This is a genomic window from Streptomyces sp. CC53, from assembly GCF_001865245.1.
Classification (GTDB): domain Bacteria; phylum Actinomycetota; class Actinomycetes; order Streptomycetales; family Streptomycetaceae; genus Streptomyces.
The window spans coordinates 5,997-20,446 of sequence record NZ_MKXB01000069.1 but is presented as its reverse complement, the minus strand read 5'-3'; the positions used below and the strand labels follow the sequence as shown (position 1 = coordinate 20,446).

9 protein-coding genes are annotated in these 14,450 nt (G+C 75.8%); 2 read left to right on the top strand and 7 right to left on the bottom strand.

The genetic code is table 11. The features are described 5' to 3' along the window. Positions 1-91 precede the first annotated feature (91 nt). From BJP40_RS06365 to BJP40_RS06350, 4 genes are all read right to left on the bottom strand, one after another. On the bottom strand, positions 92-1,228 hold the full coding sequence (locus tag BJP40_RS06365) for an SIS domain-containing protein (RefSeq protein WP_071279330.1): 1,137 nt from the start codon (positions 1,226-1,228) through the stop codon (positions 92-94). Positions 1,229-1,865: 637 nt separating this feature from the next. After that, on the bottom strand, positions 1,866-2,048 hold the full coding sequence (locus tag BJP40_RS06360) for a Trm112 family protein (protein ID WP_071271475.1): 183 nt from the start codon (positions 2,046-2,048) through the stop codon (positions 1,866-1,868). Positions 2,049-2,234: 186 nt separating this feature from the next. After that, positions 2,235-3,599 (bottom strand): phosphomannomutase/phosphoglucomutase, encoded by a 1,365-nt coding sequence (locus BJP40_RS06355; RefSeq protein ID WP_071279328.1) that lies wholly within the window; start codon positions 3,597-3,599, stop codon positions 2,235-2,237. Between the two features lie 396 nt (positions 3,600-3,995). Then, positions 3,996-4,427 carry a DUF3499 domain-containing protein gene (locus BJP40_RS06350; RefSeq protein WP_079170965.1) on the bottom strand — a complete coding sequence of 144 codons (432 nt, stop codon included), beginning with the start codon at positions 4,425-4,427 and terminating at the stop codon, positions 3,996-3,998. A 310-nt stretch (positions 4,428-4,737) separates the two neighbouring features. Between BJP40_RS06350 and BJP40_RS06345 the strand changes: the two genes are divergently transcribed. Then, a complete protein-coding gene (locus BJP40_RS06345; protein WP_371258602.1) occupies positions 4,738-5,208 on the top strand; it encodes a metallopeptidase family protein in 471 nt (156 codons plus the stop codon). A 629-nt stretch (positions 5,209-5,837) separates the two neighbouring features. Here BJP40_RS06345 and BJP40_RS06340 read toward each other — a convergent pair. The 3 genes from BJP40_RS06340 to BJP40_RS06330 form a co-directional block, all read right to left on the bottom strand. Next, a complete protein-coding gene (locus BJP40_RS06340; protein ID WP_071279325.1) occupies positions 5,838-7,457 on the bottom strand; it encodes a DUF5719 family protein in 1,620 nt (539 codons plus the stop codon). Then, positions 7,454-11,308, bottom strand: a complete 3,855-nt coding sequence (locus BJP40_RS06335; protein ID WP_071279324.1) for a glycosyltransferase — start codon at positions 11,306-11,308, stop codon at positions 7,454-7,456. Before BJP40_RS06335 ends, BJP40_RS06340 begins: the two co-directional genes overlap by 4 nt. A gap of 1,569 nt (positions 11,309-12,877) precedes the next feature. After that, positions 12,878-13,141 carry a WhiB family transcriptional regulator gene (locus BJP40_RS06330; protein ID WP_071269270.1) on the bottom strand — a complete coding sequence of 88 codons (264 nt, stop codon included), beginning with the start codon at positions 13,139-13,141 and terminating at the stop codon, positions 12,878-12,880. Positions 13,142-13,898: 757 nt separating this feature from the next. Here BJP40_RS06330 and BJP40_RS06325 point away from each other — a divergent pair. After that, entirely contained in the window at positions 13,899-14,435 is a 537-nt protein-coding gene (locus tag BJP40_RS06325) for a cysteine dioxygenase family protein (RefSeq protein WP_071279322.1), read from the top strand. The last annotated feature ends 15 nt before the right edge of the window (positions 14,436-14,450 follow it).

Sequence of the window (14,450 nt, the reverse complement as noted above, 5' to 3'; positions counted from 1 at the left end):
GGCGCCGGGGTGTGGCGGGGGTGTCTTCGGTGGCGCCGGGGTGTGGCGCCGGGGTCCGAGGCCGACGGGTGGCGGGGCCGCGGGGTGTGGGTCAGCCGGTGGCGGCCGCGAGGGCCAGGTAGCAGGTGGCGAAGTCGGTGACGGCGAGGAGTTCGGCGAGGGCTTCGAGGTCGCTGCCGGGTTCGGGTTCCAGTTCGCTGACGGCGGTGCCGTTGCCGAGGGCGAGTTCGCGGGCCGCGGGGGCTGCGGTGAGTCCGCCCTCGTCCGCGGGCCGGTCGCGCAGGAGGACGACGCGGGCGTGCAGGGCCTGCGCTTCCTCGACGCGGTCCCGGAAGAAGTCGTCGGGATCGGCGCCTGCGGCGAGGGCTCCGGCGAGGAGGCCGGCGTGGGCGGGCAGTGCCTCGGGGAGCGGGGCGGCCAGGGCGGGGCGGCCGGCGAGTTCGGCGAGTACGGCGGCGAAGCGGCGGCCGACGGGGGCGGCGCCGAGGCCTTCGGTCCAGATGAGCGGCAGCGAGTCGGCGAGTTCGGCGGCCAGGGTCTTGGCGGGGTTGGCGTACGTGGCGATGGCGGGGCCGCACCGCTCGGCGGTGCGGTCGAGGCGGTCCGCGACCTTCTCCAGGGTGTCGGCGGGCGCGGTGATCAGGCCGACGCGGTCGAGGAGGGCGAGGAGGGGGGTGAACAGTGCCCAGAGCGCGCCGGGTCCGGCTGCCTGGGTTTCCCCGTGCTCCTCGTGGGGTGTCGTGGCGAGGGGGACGGCGAGGCCGCGGCTGCCGTGGACGGCTTCGGTGAGGGGCGAGGAGCGTGGGGCGACCGCGACGACGGTGACGCCGCGGCGGTACGCCTGCTCGGCAAGCTGGGAGAGGCCGGGTTCGGTGCCCTCGGTGGTGGCGAGCAGGAGCAGGTCGACGGGGCCGGCCCAGCCGGGCAGGGTCCAGCGCAGGGCGCCTGCCGCGGGGGCAACGCCGGTGGGGCGGAGTCGGGTGACGGGTGCGGAGGCGCCGGTGAGGGCGTCGACCAGGTCGGCGACGCCGGTGGCCGCGGTGCCGGAGCCGGCGAGGAGGACGGCGCGGGGGCGGCCTTCCGGGTTGAGGGCGCCGACACCGGCCTCGGTGGCGTACCGGGCGGCGGTCCGGACGCGGGCGCCGGCTTCGGCGGCTCCGCGCAGCAGGCCGCGGCGGTCGGCGCGGGCCAGTGCCTCAGGGTCGTCGAGCAGCGACTCGTCGAGCATTAGTGGGGCCTCCGATCGCCGGGGCGGATACGTACGCGGGGTGCGGCGCCCGTCCGGGGCGGCCGGGCGGGCGCGGGGTGCGGGTGCCGGTCCGGCCGGGGGCGGCGCGGGGTGCGGGTGCCGGGCCGTGGACTGCGGTGGTGCGGGGTGCCGGGGGTCGGACGGTTGCGGGTGTCGGGCCGGGCGGCTCGGAAGGGCAGGCCGCCGGTGGCGGGTGCTGGGGTGCTGTCCAGCCGGGCCGCTCGCGGTGGTGCCGGCGCCCTGTCGGCGGCGGGCGGCTGCCGGGTGGCGGCGGGTCGTGCGGGTGGCGTGCGGGTTGACGGACCGGGCTTCGTCTCGGAGGCGGGCCCTGGGCACCGGTGGTGCCGGGTCCCGGGTGTCCGGTACGGGCGTCCGGCGGGGTCGCGGCGGCGGCCGGCGCGGTCCGGGCGCTGTCGGCGCGGTCGTCGGGACGGCTCCGCGGCCGGCGCCGTGCCGCCGGGCAGTGCCCGGGGCGGTGCGGGCTCCCGGCCCGCTTGCCGGGTCCGTGCCGCAGCGGTGCCGCGTGGGCCGATCCGTCGGTGCGTCACCCGTCGCCGGGCCCGGTGGGGCCGCGGTAGCCGGTGACCGCCGGTGGCCCGCACGTCCGGCCGGCCGGTCAGGACGGGCGGCGGGCCTCGTCGACCAGGAGGACGGGGATGCCGTCCCGTACGGGGTAGGCCAGGCCGCAGTCCTCGCTGGTGCAGACCAGTTCGGGGTCCTCGTCGGCCGTGTGGTCGCTCAGCCGGGCGTGGCAGGCCGGGCAGACGAGGATCTCCAGGAGGCCAGCTTCGAGCGACATGGGAGGTTTCCCTTCGGTTCGGGACGTCGTGGTGCTGGTGGGAGCGGTGCTGCGCCGCCCCCCGGCGCCGTCAGCCTACCGCCGGGGCGCCGGAGGCGCGGCCCGACCTGCCCGGGCGGGTGGGCCGCTCCTCCAGGCGCCCCGGACGGGATCGGGCCGGGTGGCCCGGGGCGCGTGCGGGCGGTGTCAGGAGCCGCGGACCAGCGAGAGGACCTCGTCGCGGATCTTGGACATGGTGGCTTCGTCCCGGGCCTCGACGTTGAGGCGGAGGAGGGGCTCGGTGTTGGACGGGCGGAGGTTGAACCACCATCCGTCGCCGTTGACGGTCAGGCCGTCCATCTCGTCGGTGGTGACACCGTCGCGGGAGCCGAACGCCTCCCGCACGGCGGTGGCGCGGGCCGCCTGGTCGTCCACCTGCGAGTTGATCTCGCCGGAGGCGGCGTAACGGTCGTACGAGGCGACGAGGTCCGACAGTGTGCCCTCCTGGCCGCCGAGGGCGGCGAGGACGTGGAGGGCGGCGAGCATGCCGGTGTCGGCGTTCCAGAAGTCGCGGAAGTAGTAGTGCGCGGAGTGCTCGCCGCCGAAGATGGCACCCGTGCGGGCCATCTCGGCCTTGATGAAGGAGTGCCCGACGCGGGTGCGGACGGGGGTGCCGCCGTGCTCGCGGACGACCTCCGGCACGCACGTGGACGTGATCAGGTTGTGGATGACCGTGCCGCCGGGATGCTTGGCCAGTTCGCGGGCGGCGACGAGGGCGGTGATGGCGGACGGGGAGACCGGCTCGCCGCGCTCGTCGACCACGAAGCAGCGGTCGGCGTCGCCGTCGAAGGCGAGGCCGAGGTCGGCTCCCTCGGCGCGGACGCGGGCCTGGAGGTCCACGATGTTGGCGGGGTCGAGGGGGTTGGCCTCGTGGTGAGGGAACGTGCCGTCCAGCTCGAAGTACATCGGGACGAGGGTGAGGGGCAGTCCGTCGAAGACGGTGGGGACGGTGTGGCCGCCCATGCCGTTGCCCGCGTCGACGACGACCTTCAGGGGCCGGACGGACGTGAGGTCGACGAGCGACCTCAGGTGGTCGGCGTAGCCGGTGAGGGTGTCCTGCTCGGAGACGGTGCCGGGCGTGTCCGCCGGTGCCGGGGCACCCGACTCCTGCCACTCCTCGACGAGCGCGCGGATGTCGGCGAGCCCGCTGTCCTGGCCGATGGGGGCGGCGCCGGCGCGGCACATCTTGATGCCGTTGTACTGGGCGGGGTTGTGGGACGCGGTGAACATGGCGCCGGGCAGGCCCAGGTGCCCCGAGGCGTAGTACAGCTGGTCGGTGGAGCACAGGCCGATGACGGTGATGTCCGCGCCCTGCGCGGCGGCGCCGCGGGCGAACGCACCGGTCAGGCCGGGCGAGGACGGGCGCATGTCGTGGCCCACGACGATCGCGTCGGCCCCGGTGACCCGGGTGAAGGCGGCGCCGAACAGCTCGGCGAGCGCCTCGTCCCACTGATCCGGCACGACTCCGCGCACGTCGTACGCCTTGACGATCTGCGACAGATCAGCAGCCACTGATCAACCTCCTGCGAGCCCTGTATGGAGTACACAACCTACCCGGGGGGTGCAAGGGGGGCGTACCGAGCGTCGGGGTTGCGCCTCGGTGGCGTGATCCGTGCGCTGCGGGGCGGTGGGCGGCGCCTGGGCCGCGGTGCCGCCGAGGCGCCGGCGCACCCGGGCGTCCGTCCGGCCTGCGGGGCCGGACGGACGTGCCGCGCAGCGCAGGGAGTCGTGTGCGGGGGCGGGGACGTGGGGAGGGGGCGCAGGCGTGAGGTGTTCCGGCCTCCCGGGAGCGGGCGCCCAGGCGTCAGGCCTCGGGCGCAGATCGCGGACTTCAGGCGTGGGGCCCCGGGCAGGCCCGGGCGTCAGGCGTCAGACGCGGCGCAAACCCCGCACATCAGGCGTCAGGCGTCAGGCGTCAGGCGAGCGGAGGACGCGCAGGTGGCCGCGTCGGCCGACCTCCACCGGGTCGCCGCCCCGGCCACCGGGCTTGCCGCCGCCGGCTTGGGCCGTGCGCTCCTGCGGACGGGCTGCTTCCCGTACCGCGTTGGCCAGGGCCTCCAGGTCGTCGCCGCTGGGCCGGGACGGGGCCGAGCCGTCGGCGAGCCGGACGACCTCCCAGCCGCGGGGCGCGGTGAGGCGTTCGCTGTGCTCGGCGCACAGGTCGTAGCAGTGGGGTTCGGCGTAGGTGGCGAGCGGGCCGAGGACCGCGGTCGAGTCGGCGTAGACGTACGTCAGCGTCGCGACGGCAGGGCGGCCGCACGCGGTGCGCGAACAGCGACGTACAGGGCTCACGACGTTGGACGGTACCGCACTCTTGAGCGGGCCGCGATGACTCTCCACCAGGTCACTCGGCCGTGTCGCGGTGTGATGTCCCCCACATGGGTGTTCGAGGCGGGCCTCGCGACCTGCGGCGGAGGCGGTTCGGGCGTGCGGCGGGCGGCGCCGTGTGGCGGATGGGGCGTGAGAGGTGCCTGGGTCGATGCCGCGCGCATCCGGCTGCTTTCCGCCCCTCCGTGTGCGCGAAACACCCGGGCAACGGGCACGCGGGGCGGTGGGCGGGCCGTCGTGCGCGGGCGGGGGCGGAAGGGGGGCGCGCCCGGGTCGCCGCTGCGGGGAACGCGGTGCGCCTCGGAGAGCTACGCTGCGTCAGGTGAAGGACAGTGCCGTGCCTCCCCCGGCCGCAGCCGGCGGGACACCTGGAGGGAACCCCCGACCGCCCGAGCCGCGGCCCCGCCGCCGCGACCGCCACGGGCGGGGGATGCGGGGGCCCGTGGCCCCGCCGCAGGTGCCGCTGTCCGTGACCCGGGCGGACACCTTCCGGGACCTCGTGCAGGACTCCGTGGAGCGGTTGGAGCGGCGCTGGCCGCAGCTGGCGGAGGTGGACATCCACGTGCTGGAGGTGCCGACGTCCGCGGACGGCCTGTCGGTGCCGTTGGGCAGCGCGGCCCCGGCCACGCGCGACCGGCCCGCGCGGATCGTGGTCTTCCGGCGGCCGGTGGAGCTGCGGGCGAAAAGCCGGGACGAGCGGGCGCTGCTGGTCCACGAGGTCGTGGTGGAGCAGGTGGCGGAGCTGCTGGGGCTCGCCCCGGAGTCCGTCGACCCGCGGTACGGGGAGGACTGAGGCACCGGTCGGTCACCGCCCCAGGGCAGGAGCGGGCCGCCGCCCCCTCCACGGGCGACCGCGCGGCGGGCACCGCGACCAACCGATGCGGAGATCCGTGGAGGAGCGCAGCCCCCGCCGAAGGGGCTCTCCCCCACCCCGCGCCGTCGGGAGGGACCGGCCCGGAGGCGCCAGCCCCGCCCGGAGGGCCGGGGAGGCGCCGCCCCGTCCGGAAGGCCGACCCGCGACCACCGGCCCTGACCGGAGGACCGACCCGCGGACACAGGGGCCGGCCCGAAGAGATCGGCCCGCAGACCCCGACAGGGACGCACCGCCCCGCGGGCACCCGTGTCGACCGGGAGGGACCGGCCCGGAAGGTGCGCCCGCCCCCGAGGGCCGACAGCGTCCGGGGCGGTGTCCGGTCGACGTGCCGGCGTCCGTCCGGCCCGGGGCGCGTTCGGAACGGCGACGCCGGGCGGGGAACAGGGATGGGGCTTCTGGACGAAGCTCCTGGGAGGTCACGGACGCCGGCCCGGTCGCGTGGGGTGGCTCCCCCCGGGCGGGCCGGCGCATCCCCTTGAGGACAGCCGGTCGGCATCGGTCAGTCCATGAGTCGGACCCGCCGGGGAAGCCGCCACACGTCCTCACGGTCAGTCCAGGACGGTCAGGTCCTGTTCCGCGCGGGGGACGGCCACACGGGAGCCGTCGTTCGTCAGGGCCTGGATCGTGAACATCTGCACCCCGTCCTCCGGTTGCGTGAGCATGCGCGAGGCGTGGACCGGTCCGCCGGACCCGGTCTCGACCGTGAGGGCGTAGGTGCCCTTCAGCCCGGCCGGGACGGGTGCGGTGACCGCCTGCGTGGTGCCGCCCTTGACCGTGTACGTCTCCGTGGCCGGGGTGCCCCCACCGGTCCCCGCGGACGCCGTGACCGTGACCTTCGCGGTCTCCTTGCCGAGTGCCGTGAGGAACAGGGTCGTGCCCTTGGCGGTGTTGCCGGCCACGGTGGCACGGTCGCCGACGGGCGCGCTCGCCGGGAGGAAGGCCACCTCCTGCTTCTCGCCCGAGCCGCGGATCACCCGCAGGGCCGCCACGACGGGGGTGGCCTGACTCGGCTGGGCCGGTGTCAGCAGCAGCGAGCCCGGCTCGCCGCCGGTGAGCGCCTTCAGGTCGGCGGAGGCGGTCATCCCGGACTTGATGCGGATGCTCTGCTGCACGGCCGGGCTGATCGTTCCGTTGGCGCCCATGAGCTGGATCTTCAGCTCGGCGTCGGTGTCCCCGGGGGCGTACGCGATCAGCTGGACGGAGGTCGCGTCCGCCGGGATGCCGGGCATGACCAGGGTGGCGGCAGGTCCGGCGGAAGCGGTGAGCCAGTCGCTGCCGAGCTGGTCGACGGCCGACTGCACGGCCGCGCCCACCCGGCCGCTGCGCGTGGTGACGTGGGCGGTGACGTCGGTGGCGGCGGGGTCGGCGGTGAGGGTGGACAGCAGCACCGGCACGCTGGACCGGGCGGGGACGCCGACGCCGTCGGTGAGCTGGGACTTGAGGGGGCCCTCGGGGCCGTACAGCTCGATGTCGACGACGGCGGCCGTGTCGTCGGGGTTGGTGAGGTGGACGTAGTCGCGGCGGTTCTCCGCCGTGGACACCCCGGGGAACCAGAAGTCCGTGTCGGGGGTCGTGCAGCTCAGGCCGAGGAGGCCGCGGGCGCCGCCCGCCGGGACGAGGGTGGTCTGCTGGGTGGTCCAGCCCGGAGCGAGACTGCCGGAGGCGAGGCCGACGAGGGGGGGGGCGGCGGCGCCGTCGGCCTCCGCGGCGACCGGCGTGCCGGGGGCCGTCGCGGTGAGCACGGCCTTGCCGGCCGTGGCGTCCCGCTTCACCCGGGCCTGCTGCTCCTTCTGGTCCTCCTGCCCGGCGGCCGGGGTCTCGTCCTGAGGGGCGCCGGGTTTCTTCGCGGCGGCCGTCGTGGCGTCCTTGGAGGCCGCCGACGGCTTCAGCTCCGCCTTGCCCGCCTCCTTGCCGTCCTGCTGCCCGCTGGTCTTGCCGCCGCCGGCCGTCTTCGCGTCCTGCGGCGTGAAGGAGGTGTAGGTCGTCTCCGCGAGCTCCGAGGTGCTGGGCGCCGGGCAGAGGAGGCTGCTGCGCTCCACCGGCAGCAGCGCGGGCGACGCGCTGCCCGCCGCGGTGCCGCCCTCCCCGGGCGTCACCAGGGCGGCGAAGCCCGTGAGCGCGGCGAGGGCGGTGGTGGCCGCGAGGAGGGAGAGGGTGCTGCGGTTCACTGGTGGCTGCTCCCGTCGGGACGCGGCTGGTTCTCGTGGACGTACGGGTCGTACGGGTCGTAAGGCGGCCGGGCGTCGGCGTCGTCACCCTGCTGCCGTCCCCCGTACCGGGACGCCCCGTAGGAGGGGTCGCCGGAGGACGGGTCCCCGTGTCCGGGGCTTCCGTAGGTCCCGTCGTCCTGGCGGGCGTGGGAGGGGCCGTCGTACGGGTGGCCGTCGTACGCCTGGTCGTCGCGGCCCTCGTCGGACTGCGGGGCGTACTGCTGCTGCCCGTACGGAGCGTCGTACTGCTGCTGCGCGTACGTGGCGGACGGGTCGTAGCCGTACGGCGGATGCTGCTGGTCGTACTGCTGCCCGCCGTACGGGCCCTGGTGGTCCTGCCCGCCGTTCCAGTCGCCGTACTGCCGGGCGCCGGTCATGGCGTACGGGTCCGCGTCCGGGAAGGCGGGGTCCGCGGCCTGGCCGAAGGCGGCGTCGGGGTTGTCGTCGTCCCGGGTGCCGGTCCCGGTGGCCGGTGGCGGGCCCGCCTGCTCCGCCTCGGCGGCCTGGGCTGCTTCGGCGGCGGCGCGCAGGCGGCGGGCGCGGCGGCCGTCACCCGAGACGTCCTGGGCGGGCAGCGCGACGGCCTCCTCCGGCAGGTCGTCGTCGACGGTGCGGCGCCGCCCCGGCAGGGCGAGGACCAGCAGGACGACGGCCAGGGCGCACTGGGCCCACAGCCAGGCCGTGCGGCTGACGGGCGTTTCGTAGGTGAGGTCGAGGCGGCCGCCCTGCGCGGGCAGTGCGAAGCCCTGGGCCCAGCCGTCGACGGTGGTCTTCTCCAGCGGCTTGCCGTCGAGCGTGGCCTGCCAGCCGTCGTCGGCGCGGTCCGCGATGCGCAGCACCCGGCCCGCTCCGCCCGCCGGGATCTCGGTGTGGGCCTCGACGGGTCCCGACGCGACCGGCAGGGTCTCCGCGGCCGCCTCGGCGCGCTCGTCGGCTCCGGGGACGATGACGGCACGCGCGACCTGCCGGTCGACGCGCCACAGGGCGCTGCCGTCGCGCTGGCTGAGCCGGCTGAGACCGGGGGTGGCGTCGAGGACGCGGCTCATCGTGCGGGGTGCACCATCGCGGACCAGGACGTAGCGGATGGCGAAGCCGCTGAGCTCGGCGGTCTGGTCGGCGCCGGAACCGGCGACGAGGTGGGCGACGACCTCGTCCAGCCGCGGGTCGCCGCCCGAGGCGGCCGTGAGCTCGGCGTCGCCGAGGCGGACGCCGGAGCCGCGGACCAGGGCGTAGTCGACCTGAGCGGCGGACGGGCCGTCGAGGACGAGGGTGCGGGGCTGGTCGCGGGTGATGCTCTCCTCCGCGACGAAGGCCGGCACCTGGGTGGGGTCGCGGCGCTCCAGCGGGCCGGCGGCGCCGCTGATCATCCAGGCGGCGGCGGACACGAGGGGGCCGACGGCGGCCGCGAGAGCGACGAGCGCGGCGACGGGCTGCCGCCAGCCGAAGCTCTGGGCGGCGACGCGGCTGCGGGCGCCTTCCGCGCCGACCACGCCGGCGGTGAGGAGGGCGATGCCGTACACGAGGGTGGCGGGCCCGGCCCAGCCGGCGGCCCGGTCGCCGGAGCCGTTGGTGAGGACGGCGGCAAGCAGGCCGGTGAGGGCGACGGCCCAGGCGGTACGGACGGCGAACTGGCGTTCGCTGCGCAGCAGGGCGCCGAGCGCGGCGAGGACGACGCCGATGAGGACGAGGCCGCTGACGGTCCGCGGCCCGCCGGGGCTGGCGCCGAGCAGGTCGAGCGGCCCGGCCGGCCCGGTGGCGAGCTCCGCGCCGGCTTCGGTGAGGAAGGCGGCGGGGTGGGTGAGGAGGTCCAGCGACCAGGGGGCGAGGACGAGCAGCGGGGTCCCGGCGACGGCGAGGAGGCGCAGGCCGTAGGCGGTGATGTCGTCGCGGCGCAGGACGAGCGCGGCGATCCCGAGGACGACGGCGAGCGGCCACACCAGGGGGGTGAAGGCCATAGTGAAGGTGAGCAGGAAGGTGTAGGCCCAGGTGGCGCGCCAGGAGCCGCGGGGAGCGCCGGGGCCGCCGTCGCGCAGCCCGTACGCGGAGACGGCGGCGCGGGCCATGAGCGGCAGGAGGACGGCGAGGACGGCGGTGCCGAGGCGGCCGGTGGCGAGGGCTCCGGTGGCGGCGGGCAGGAAGGCGTAGGCGACGGCTCCCCAGGCGCGCAGGACGCGGGACTCGACGAGGGAGCGGGACGCGAAGTACGCGGTGACGCCGGCGAGGGGGACGGAGCAGACCAGCAGGACGGTCAGCGCCAGGGCCGTGGAGCCGGCGAAGAGCCCGGAGAGGGCGGCGAGCAGCGCGAGGTAGGGCGGGGCGCTCTGGGTGCCGCCGGTGCCGAGGGGGTGCCAGGCGTCGGCGTACCGGCCCCAGAGGTCCCCGACCGTGTCGGGGACGGGGAGGAGCGCGCCGCCGGCGAGGGAGCCGCCGCCGAACAGACCGCGGCAGGCGACGAGGGAGACCACGAGCAGCAACGCGAAGAGGACCGGGCCGGGCTTGCGGCCGATCTTCTTGAGGCGGGCGAACTGCTCGACTTCCAGGTAGTCGGCGTCGTCACCGCCTGGGCCCGACTCGACGGCGCCGTGGCGGGAGCCACCCGAGTCCGTGTCGCGGCCGACGAAGTGGGACGCGACCTGCTCGACCGCGGCGCGGACGGTGGCGCCCGGCGGCGGGAACAGCGGCCGCAGTTCGGCCGGGTCGACGCTGTCGACGGCGCGAACGCGGCGGGCGGCGATGATCCGCTCGGGGCGCAGGAGGACCGCGAAGAGGCCCATGACCTCGTCGACGGCCTGGACCGGTGCCTTGCCGACGAGGTAGGCGAGGGTGCGCAGGAGGGTGCCGAGGACGAGGCGGACGAAGACGTACGGGAGGGCGAGGCCGCGGGTGTTGGCGAGGAGGGTGTAGACGGCGCCGGCCTTGTCGACACGGTGCGGGTTGGACGCGGTGCGGCCGACGCAGTCGACGGTGCGGCGTTCGCGGGAGGCTGCCTCGGCGTGGCGGAGGACGGCGTCGGGGGCGACGAGGACGCGGTGGCCGGCGGCGTGGACGCGCCAGCACAGGTCGACGTCGTCGCGCATGAGGGGCAGCCTGCGGTCGAAGCCGCCGAGCTCCTCGAACACGTCGCGGCGGATCAGCATGCCGGCGGTGGAGACGGACAGCACGGGCTGGATCTGGTCGTGTTGGCCCTGGTCCTGTTCTCGGCGGTCGAGCCCGGTCCAGCGGCGTCCGCTGCGGGCGATGGTGACGCCGACTTCGAGGAGCTGCTTCTTGTCGTACCAGCCGCGCAGCTTGGGGCCGACGACGGCGGCGTACGCGTCGGAGTCGGCGACGCGGAGCAGTTCAGCGAGGGCGTCCGGGTCGGGGGCGCAGTCGTCGTGGAGCAGCCACAGCCACTGGACGGGTTCGCCGTGCGGGAGCTCCGGCATGTCGTAGGCGTCGTCCCGCCAGGTGCGGCTGACGGGGTCCCAGCCGCTGGGCCGCTTCAGGTAGGGCAGGTCCTCGGGGCCGAGGACGGGTGCGGAGCGGGCCGCCTCGTCGACGGCGGCGCCGAAGCCGGTGCGGCGGGCGAGGTGCAGGACGCGGTCGTCGCCGATGGCCTCGCCGAGGAGCCGGGCGGAGTCGTCGGCGCTGCCGGTGTCGGCGGCGACGACGTTCTGCACCGGGCGCTCCTGACCGAGGAGGCCGGCGAGGGCGTCTGGCAGCCAGCGGGCGCCGTCGTGGGAGACGAGCACCGCGGTGACGACATGCCGGGGGAATTCGGGCTGCTGCGGCGCAGGAGTGGAGGAGAACGCGGCGGTGGTGGCGGACATCGGGGTACGGGCCCTCCGGCCAGGGGGGCGCCCCCGGCTCGGGGGCGTCGGAGCGTCTGACGGGGCTCCACACTAATGGCTGCCACGGTGGCGGTCCGCCGCCTGTGGACAGACCGCATCCGCACAGGGCCGACGCCTGTGGACGGGACCGCGCCCGCACAGGGCCGGCACCTGTGGACGGGACCGCGCCCGCGCGGCTCCGGGCGTGCGGACCGATCGCGCCCGCGAGCGGCGCACGGCCCGGGACGGGACGGCGCCCTCGGCAACGCGCGGCCCGGGACGAGCGTGGCCCCCGGACAGCGACATCCAAGGCCCCACCGGCACCCTCGGCCCCTTGCCCCCTACAGGTACACGCCGGTGCCCGCAGCCGCGCAGGTGGGACGAAGGACGCCGAGGACGTCAGCGCCCGCGTCGGGGGGTGAGACAACGGCACTCACTGTGGCCGCGGACAGTGGCACCCAAGGCCCCGTCGACACCCACGGCCCATGCCCCCTGCCCGTGCACCCCGGTGCCCGCACCCGAAAGCGCCCGCAGCCGGGCGGTGGGGAACAAGGGACGCCTGCGCCCGCGTCGAGAGGGTGGGCGGCGGCGCTCATCGCCGTGAGCGGATCGGCACCGGACGAGTGGGGGCCCTCACGCGCGTCGGCGGACCGTCCCCGCCCGCCGAAGAAATCGGGCCGGGAGCCGCCCTGGCCCGCCGGGCACGGCATCGCCCGCGCGTCGGTCGAGCCGGGGCTGGGGGACCGGCGTCGCGGTGCCGGCGCCCTTCCCGAGCTACCGGGCCGTACCACTGCGCCGCCCGGCCGCCCGGCTCCCCGCGACGACGGACTCACCCGCCCTGCCAGGGGAACACCCCCGACCGGCGCGGGACCAGGGAGCGGCCGCGTGCGCACCGCCCGGTGCGTCTCGGCAGGGCCGGCGGTACGCCGCCGGGGGCCGGCTGCCCGCCGCACCGAGCGGTTTCTTGCGGCCGCGTGAGGCGGCACGCATCGACAGGCGGGCGGCGCGGGGGCGGTGTACGCGTACGGGGCCGGGGCCCAGGTACGGGGTCACGTCCTGGCGGTCGGCCGCCCCTGCGGCGCGTGGCCGCCGTCTCAAGCCGTCGAGCGGCGGGGCGCGGTGGGGCGCGGTGCGCGGCAGCCGCCGGTGGTCGGGGTCGCTGCGGCGTGGTGTGGATGCGGCGTGGTGTGGATGCGGCGGGTGTGCCGCGTGGATCTCCCGGTGGCAGCCGGGAACCGCTGCGGCTCGCGGACGCGGCGGCGTCCGACGGGGCGTCGGCAGGCGGGGTGCCGAGGACCGGCTCCGCCGGGGCGGGGACGCTGCTACGGCGCGGTGCCGCCGTCTCGTGGCGTCGGCCAGCGGTGCGCTGTGGCGCGCCGGGACCGCGGAGCCCGCGCGGAGGGCGGTTTGCGCCGGGGCGCCCTGGGCGTGCCGGCCAGGATGCCCGCCGCGCCCGGAGGCACCCTCGGGGCGTTGCCCCTGCGCTTCGTGACGGTTCGTCACCGGTGCAGTGGCTCGTGGCCGCATGGGGCCACCCGACCGGCGATCACGTACAGTGATCAGGAGGGGTCAGACAGCGGCCTTCTTGAGGCGGCGGCGCTCGCGCTCGGACAGCCCGCCCCAGATTCCGAAACGCTCGTCATTCGCGAGTGCGTATTCAAGGCATTCTGATCGCACTTCGCAGGCAAGGCATACCTTCTTCGCCTCACGGGTGGACCCGCCCTTCTCGGGAAAGAAGGACTCGGGATCGGTCTGGGCGCACAACGCGCGCTCCTGCCAGCCGAGTTCCTCGTCCTCGTTCTCGACCAGCAGCTCCTGGAACAACTCGGTCATGTGCGCCCCTCGTCGGTCATTACGTCCCCGTGATGCCGCCGTTTCCGTTTTCGGCCGAACGACACGAGTGAAATTACAAGTGTGAGGCTCCGGGGCAGTCAAGCCGAGATCTGCTATTGAGCCCGGTATTCACTCTGCGGAACCAAGGCCGTGCAGAAAGTGTTCAAATCGGCATAAACGAGACACCTGTCCCCGCTCGCCCCGGTGGCTCCGCTCGCGGCGCCTCCGTCAGGGAGGACGTGCGCGGACTCGATCTTGTTGCGGTCCGCACCGCGAAGCGATCCGGATCACAGTCGGGTCACGGGACCCTTCCGGCTCCCTCACGACGCCACCCTGCGGCCGCCTGTCCCCGGGTTCCGCCAGGGCAAACCTTTCTGCGGATCGCGCAACCGGATGTGGTGAAACATCGCCGCCAAACCGGCCATCGGGTTGACAGACGCAACGGCGGTCGGTCACTTTGGGGGACATGCCAGCGACCACAGCGCCTTCCGCGAGCCACGGTGACCGTGCGTCGCGTCGCGCTGTCCACGTGTCTGTCCGCGTGAGCTGTTGTCGCAGCTGCTGCTGTTGCTGTTGACGCCGTAGGGCTCCAGCCACTCCCCCTCTCCCACCGCGCCGCCGCGCGCCCGGTCCGCTCCCGCGTACCCGGACGGCCCCGTGCCTCCGCACCCGCGCGGGACGTGTCCCCCCTTCGTCGGTCTTCGTTCGCCTGGTGTCGACCGACCCTCACCTCTCAGCCGAGGAACCACCGCAGCCCATGAACAGCGACAGCGACCTCCAGATCGCCGGCGACATCCTCGCCGTCCAGCACCTCCTCCAGCCGGCGAAGCCGCACCCCACCACCGTCGCCGAGTTCGCCGCGCTGGCCCGCGCCGTCGCCGCCGACCGGGACCGGTGGGCGCCCCTCGTCGCGTACGACGCCACCACCCGCTGGTACCACCGGCTGGACACCGGTCCCGGCTACGAGGTCTGGCTGCTGTCCTGGCTGCCCGGCCAGGGCACCGGGCGCCACGACCACGGCCGGTCGTCGGGCGTGATGACCGTGCTGGAGGGAGAACTGACGGAGCACACCGACCGGGGCGTACGGCTGCTGGAGGGCGGCGCTCGCGGGGCGTGGGGCAGGGTGTTCGCGCCCGGCCAGGTGCACGAGATCGTCAACGACTCGCTCGAACCGGCGGTCAGCCTGCACGTCTACTTCCCCGGACTGACCGAGATGCCGATGCACCCCAAGGGGCCCGCGGCCGGTGCCGCCCGGACTTCGGGACCGAACGCCCGGACGGCCCTCCCCGCCTGACAGACTGCACGGCAT

Bases quoted from the DNA above. Each gene is read 5' to 3' on its own strand.
- BJP40_RS06365 (WP_071279330.1), bottom strand. From the start codon at position 1,228: ATGCTCGACGAGTCGCTGCTCGACGACCCTGAGGCACTGGCCCGCGCC.
- BJP40_RS06360 (WP_071271475.1), bottom strand. From the start codon at position 2,048: ATGTCGCTCGAAGCTGGCCTCCTGGAGATCCTCGTCTGCCCGGCCTGC.
- BJP40_RS06335 (WP_071279324.1), bottom strand. From the start codon at position 11,308: ATGTCCGCCACCACCGCCGCGTTCTCCTCCACTCCTGCGCCGCAGCAG.
- BJP40_RS06330 (WP_071269270.1), bottom strand. From the start codon at position 13,141: ATGACCGAGTTGTTCCAGGAGCTGCTGGTCGAGAACGAGGACGAGGAA.
- BJP40_RS06325 (WP_071279322.1), top strand. From the start codon at position 13,899: ATGAACAGCGACAGCGACCTCCAGATCGCCGGCGACATCCTCGCCGTC.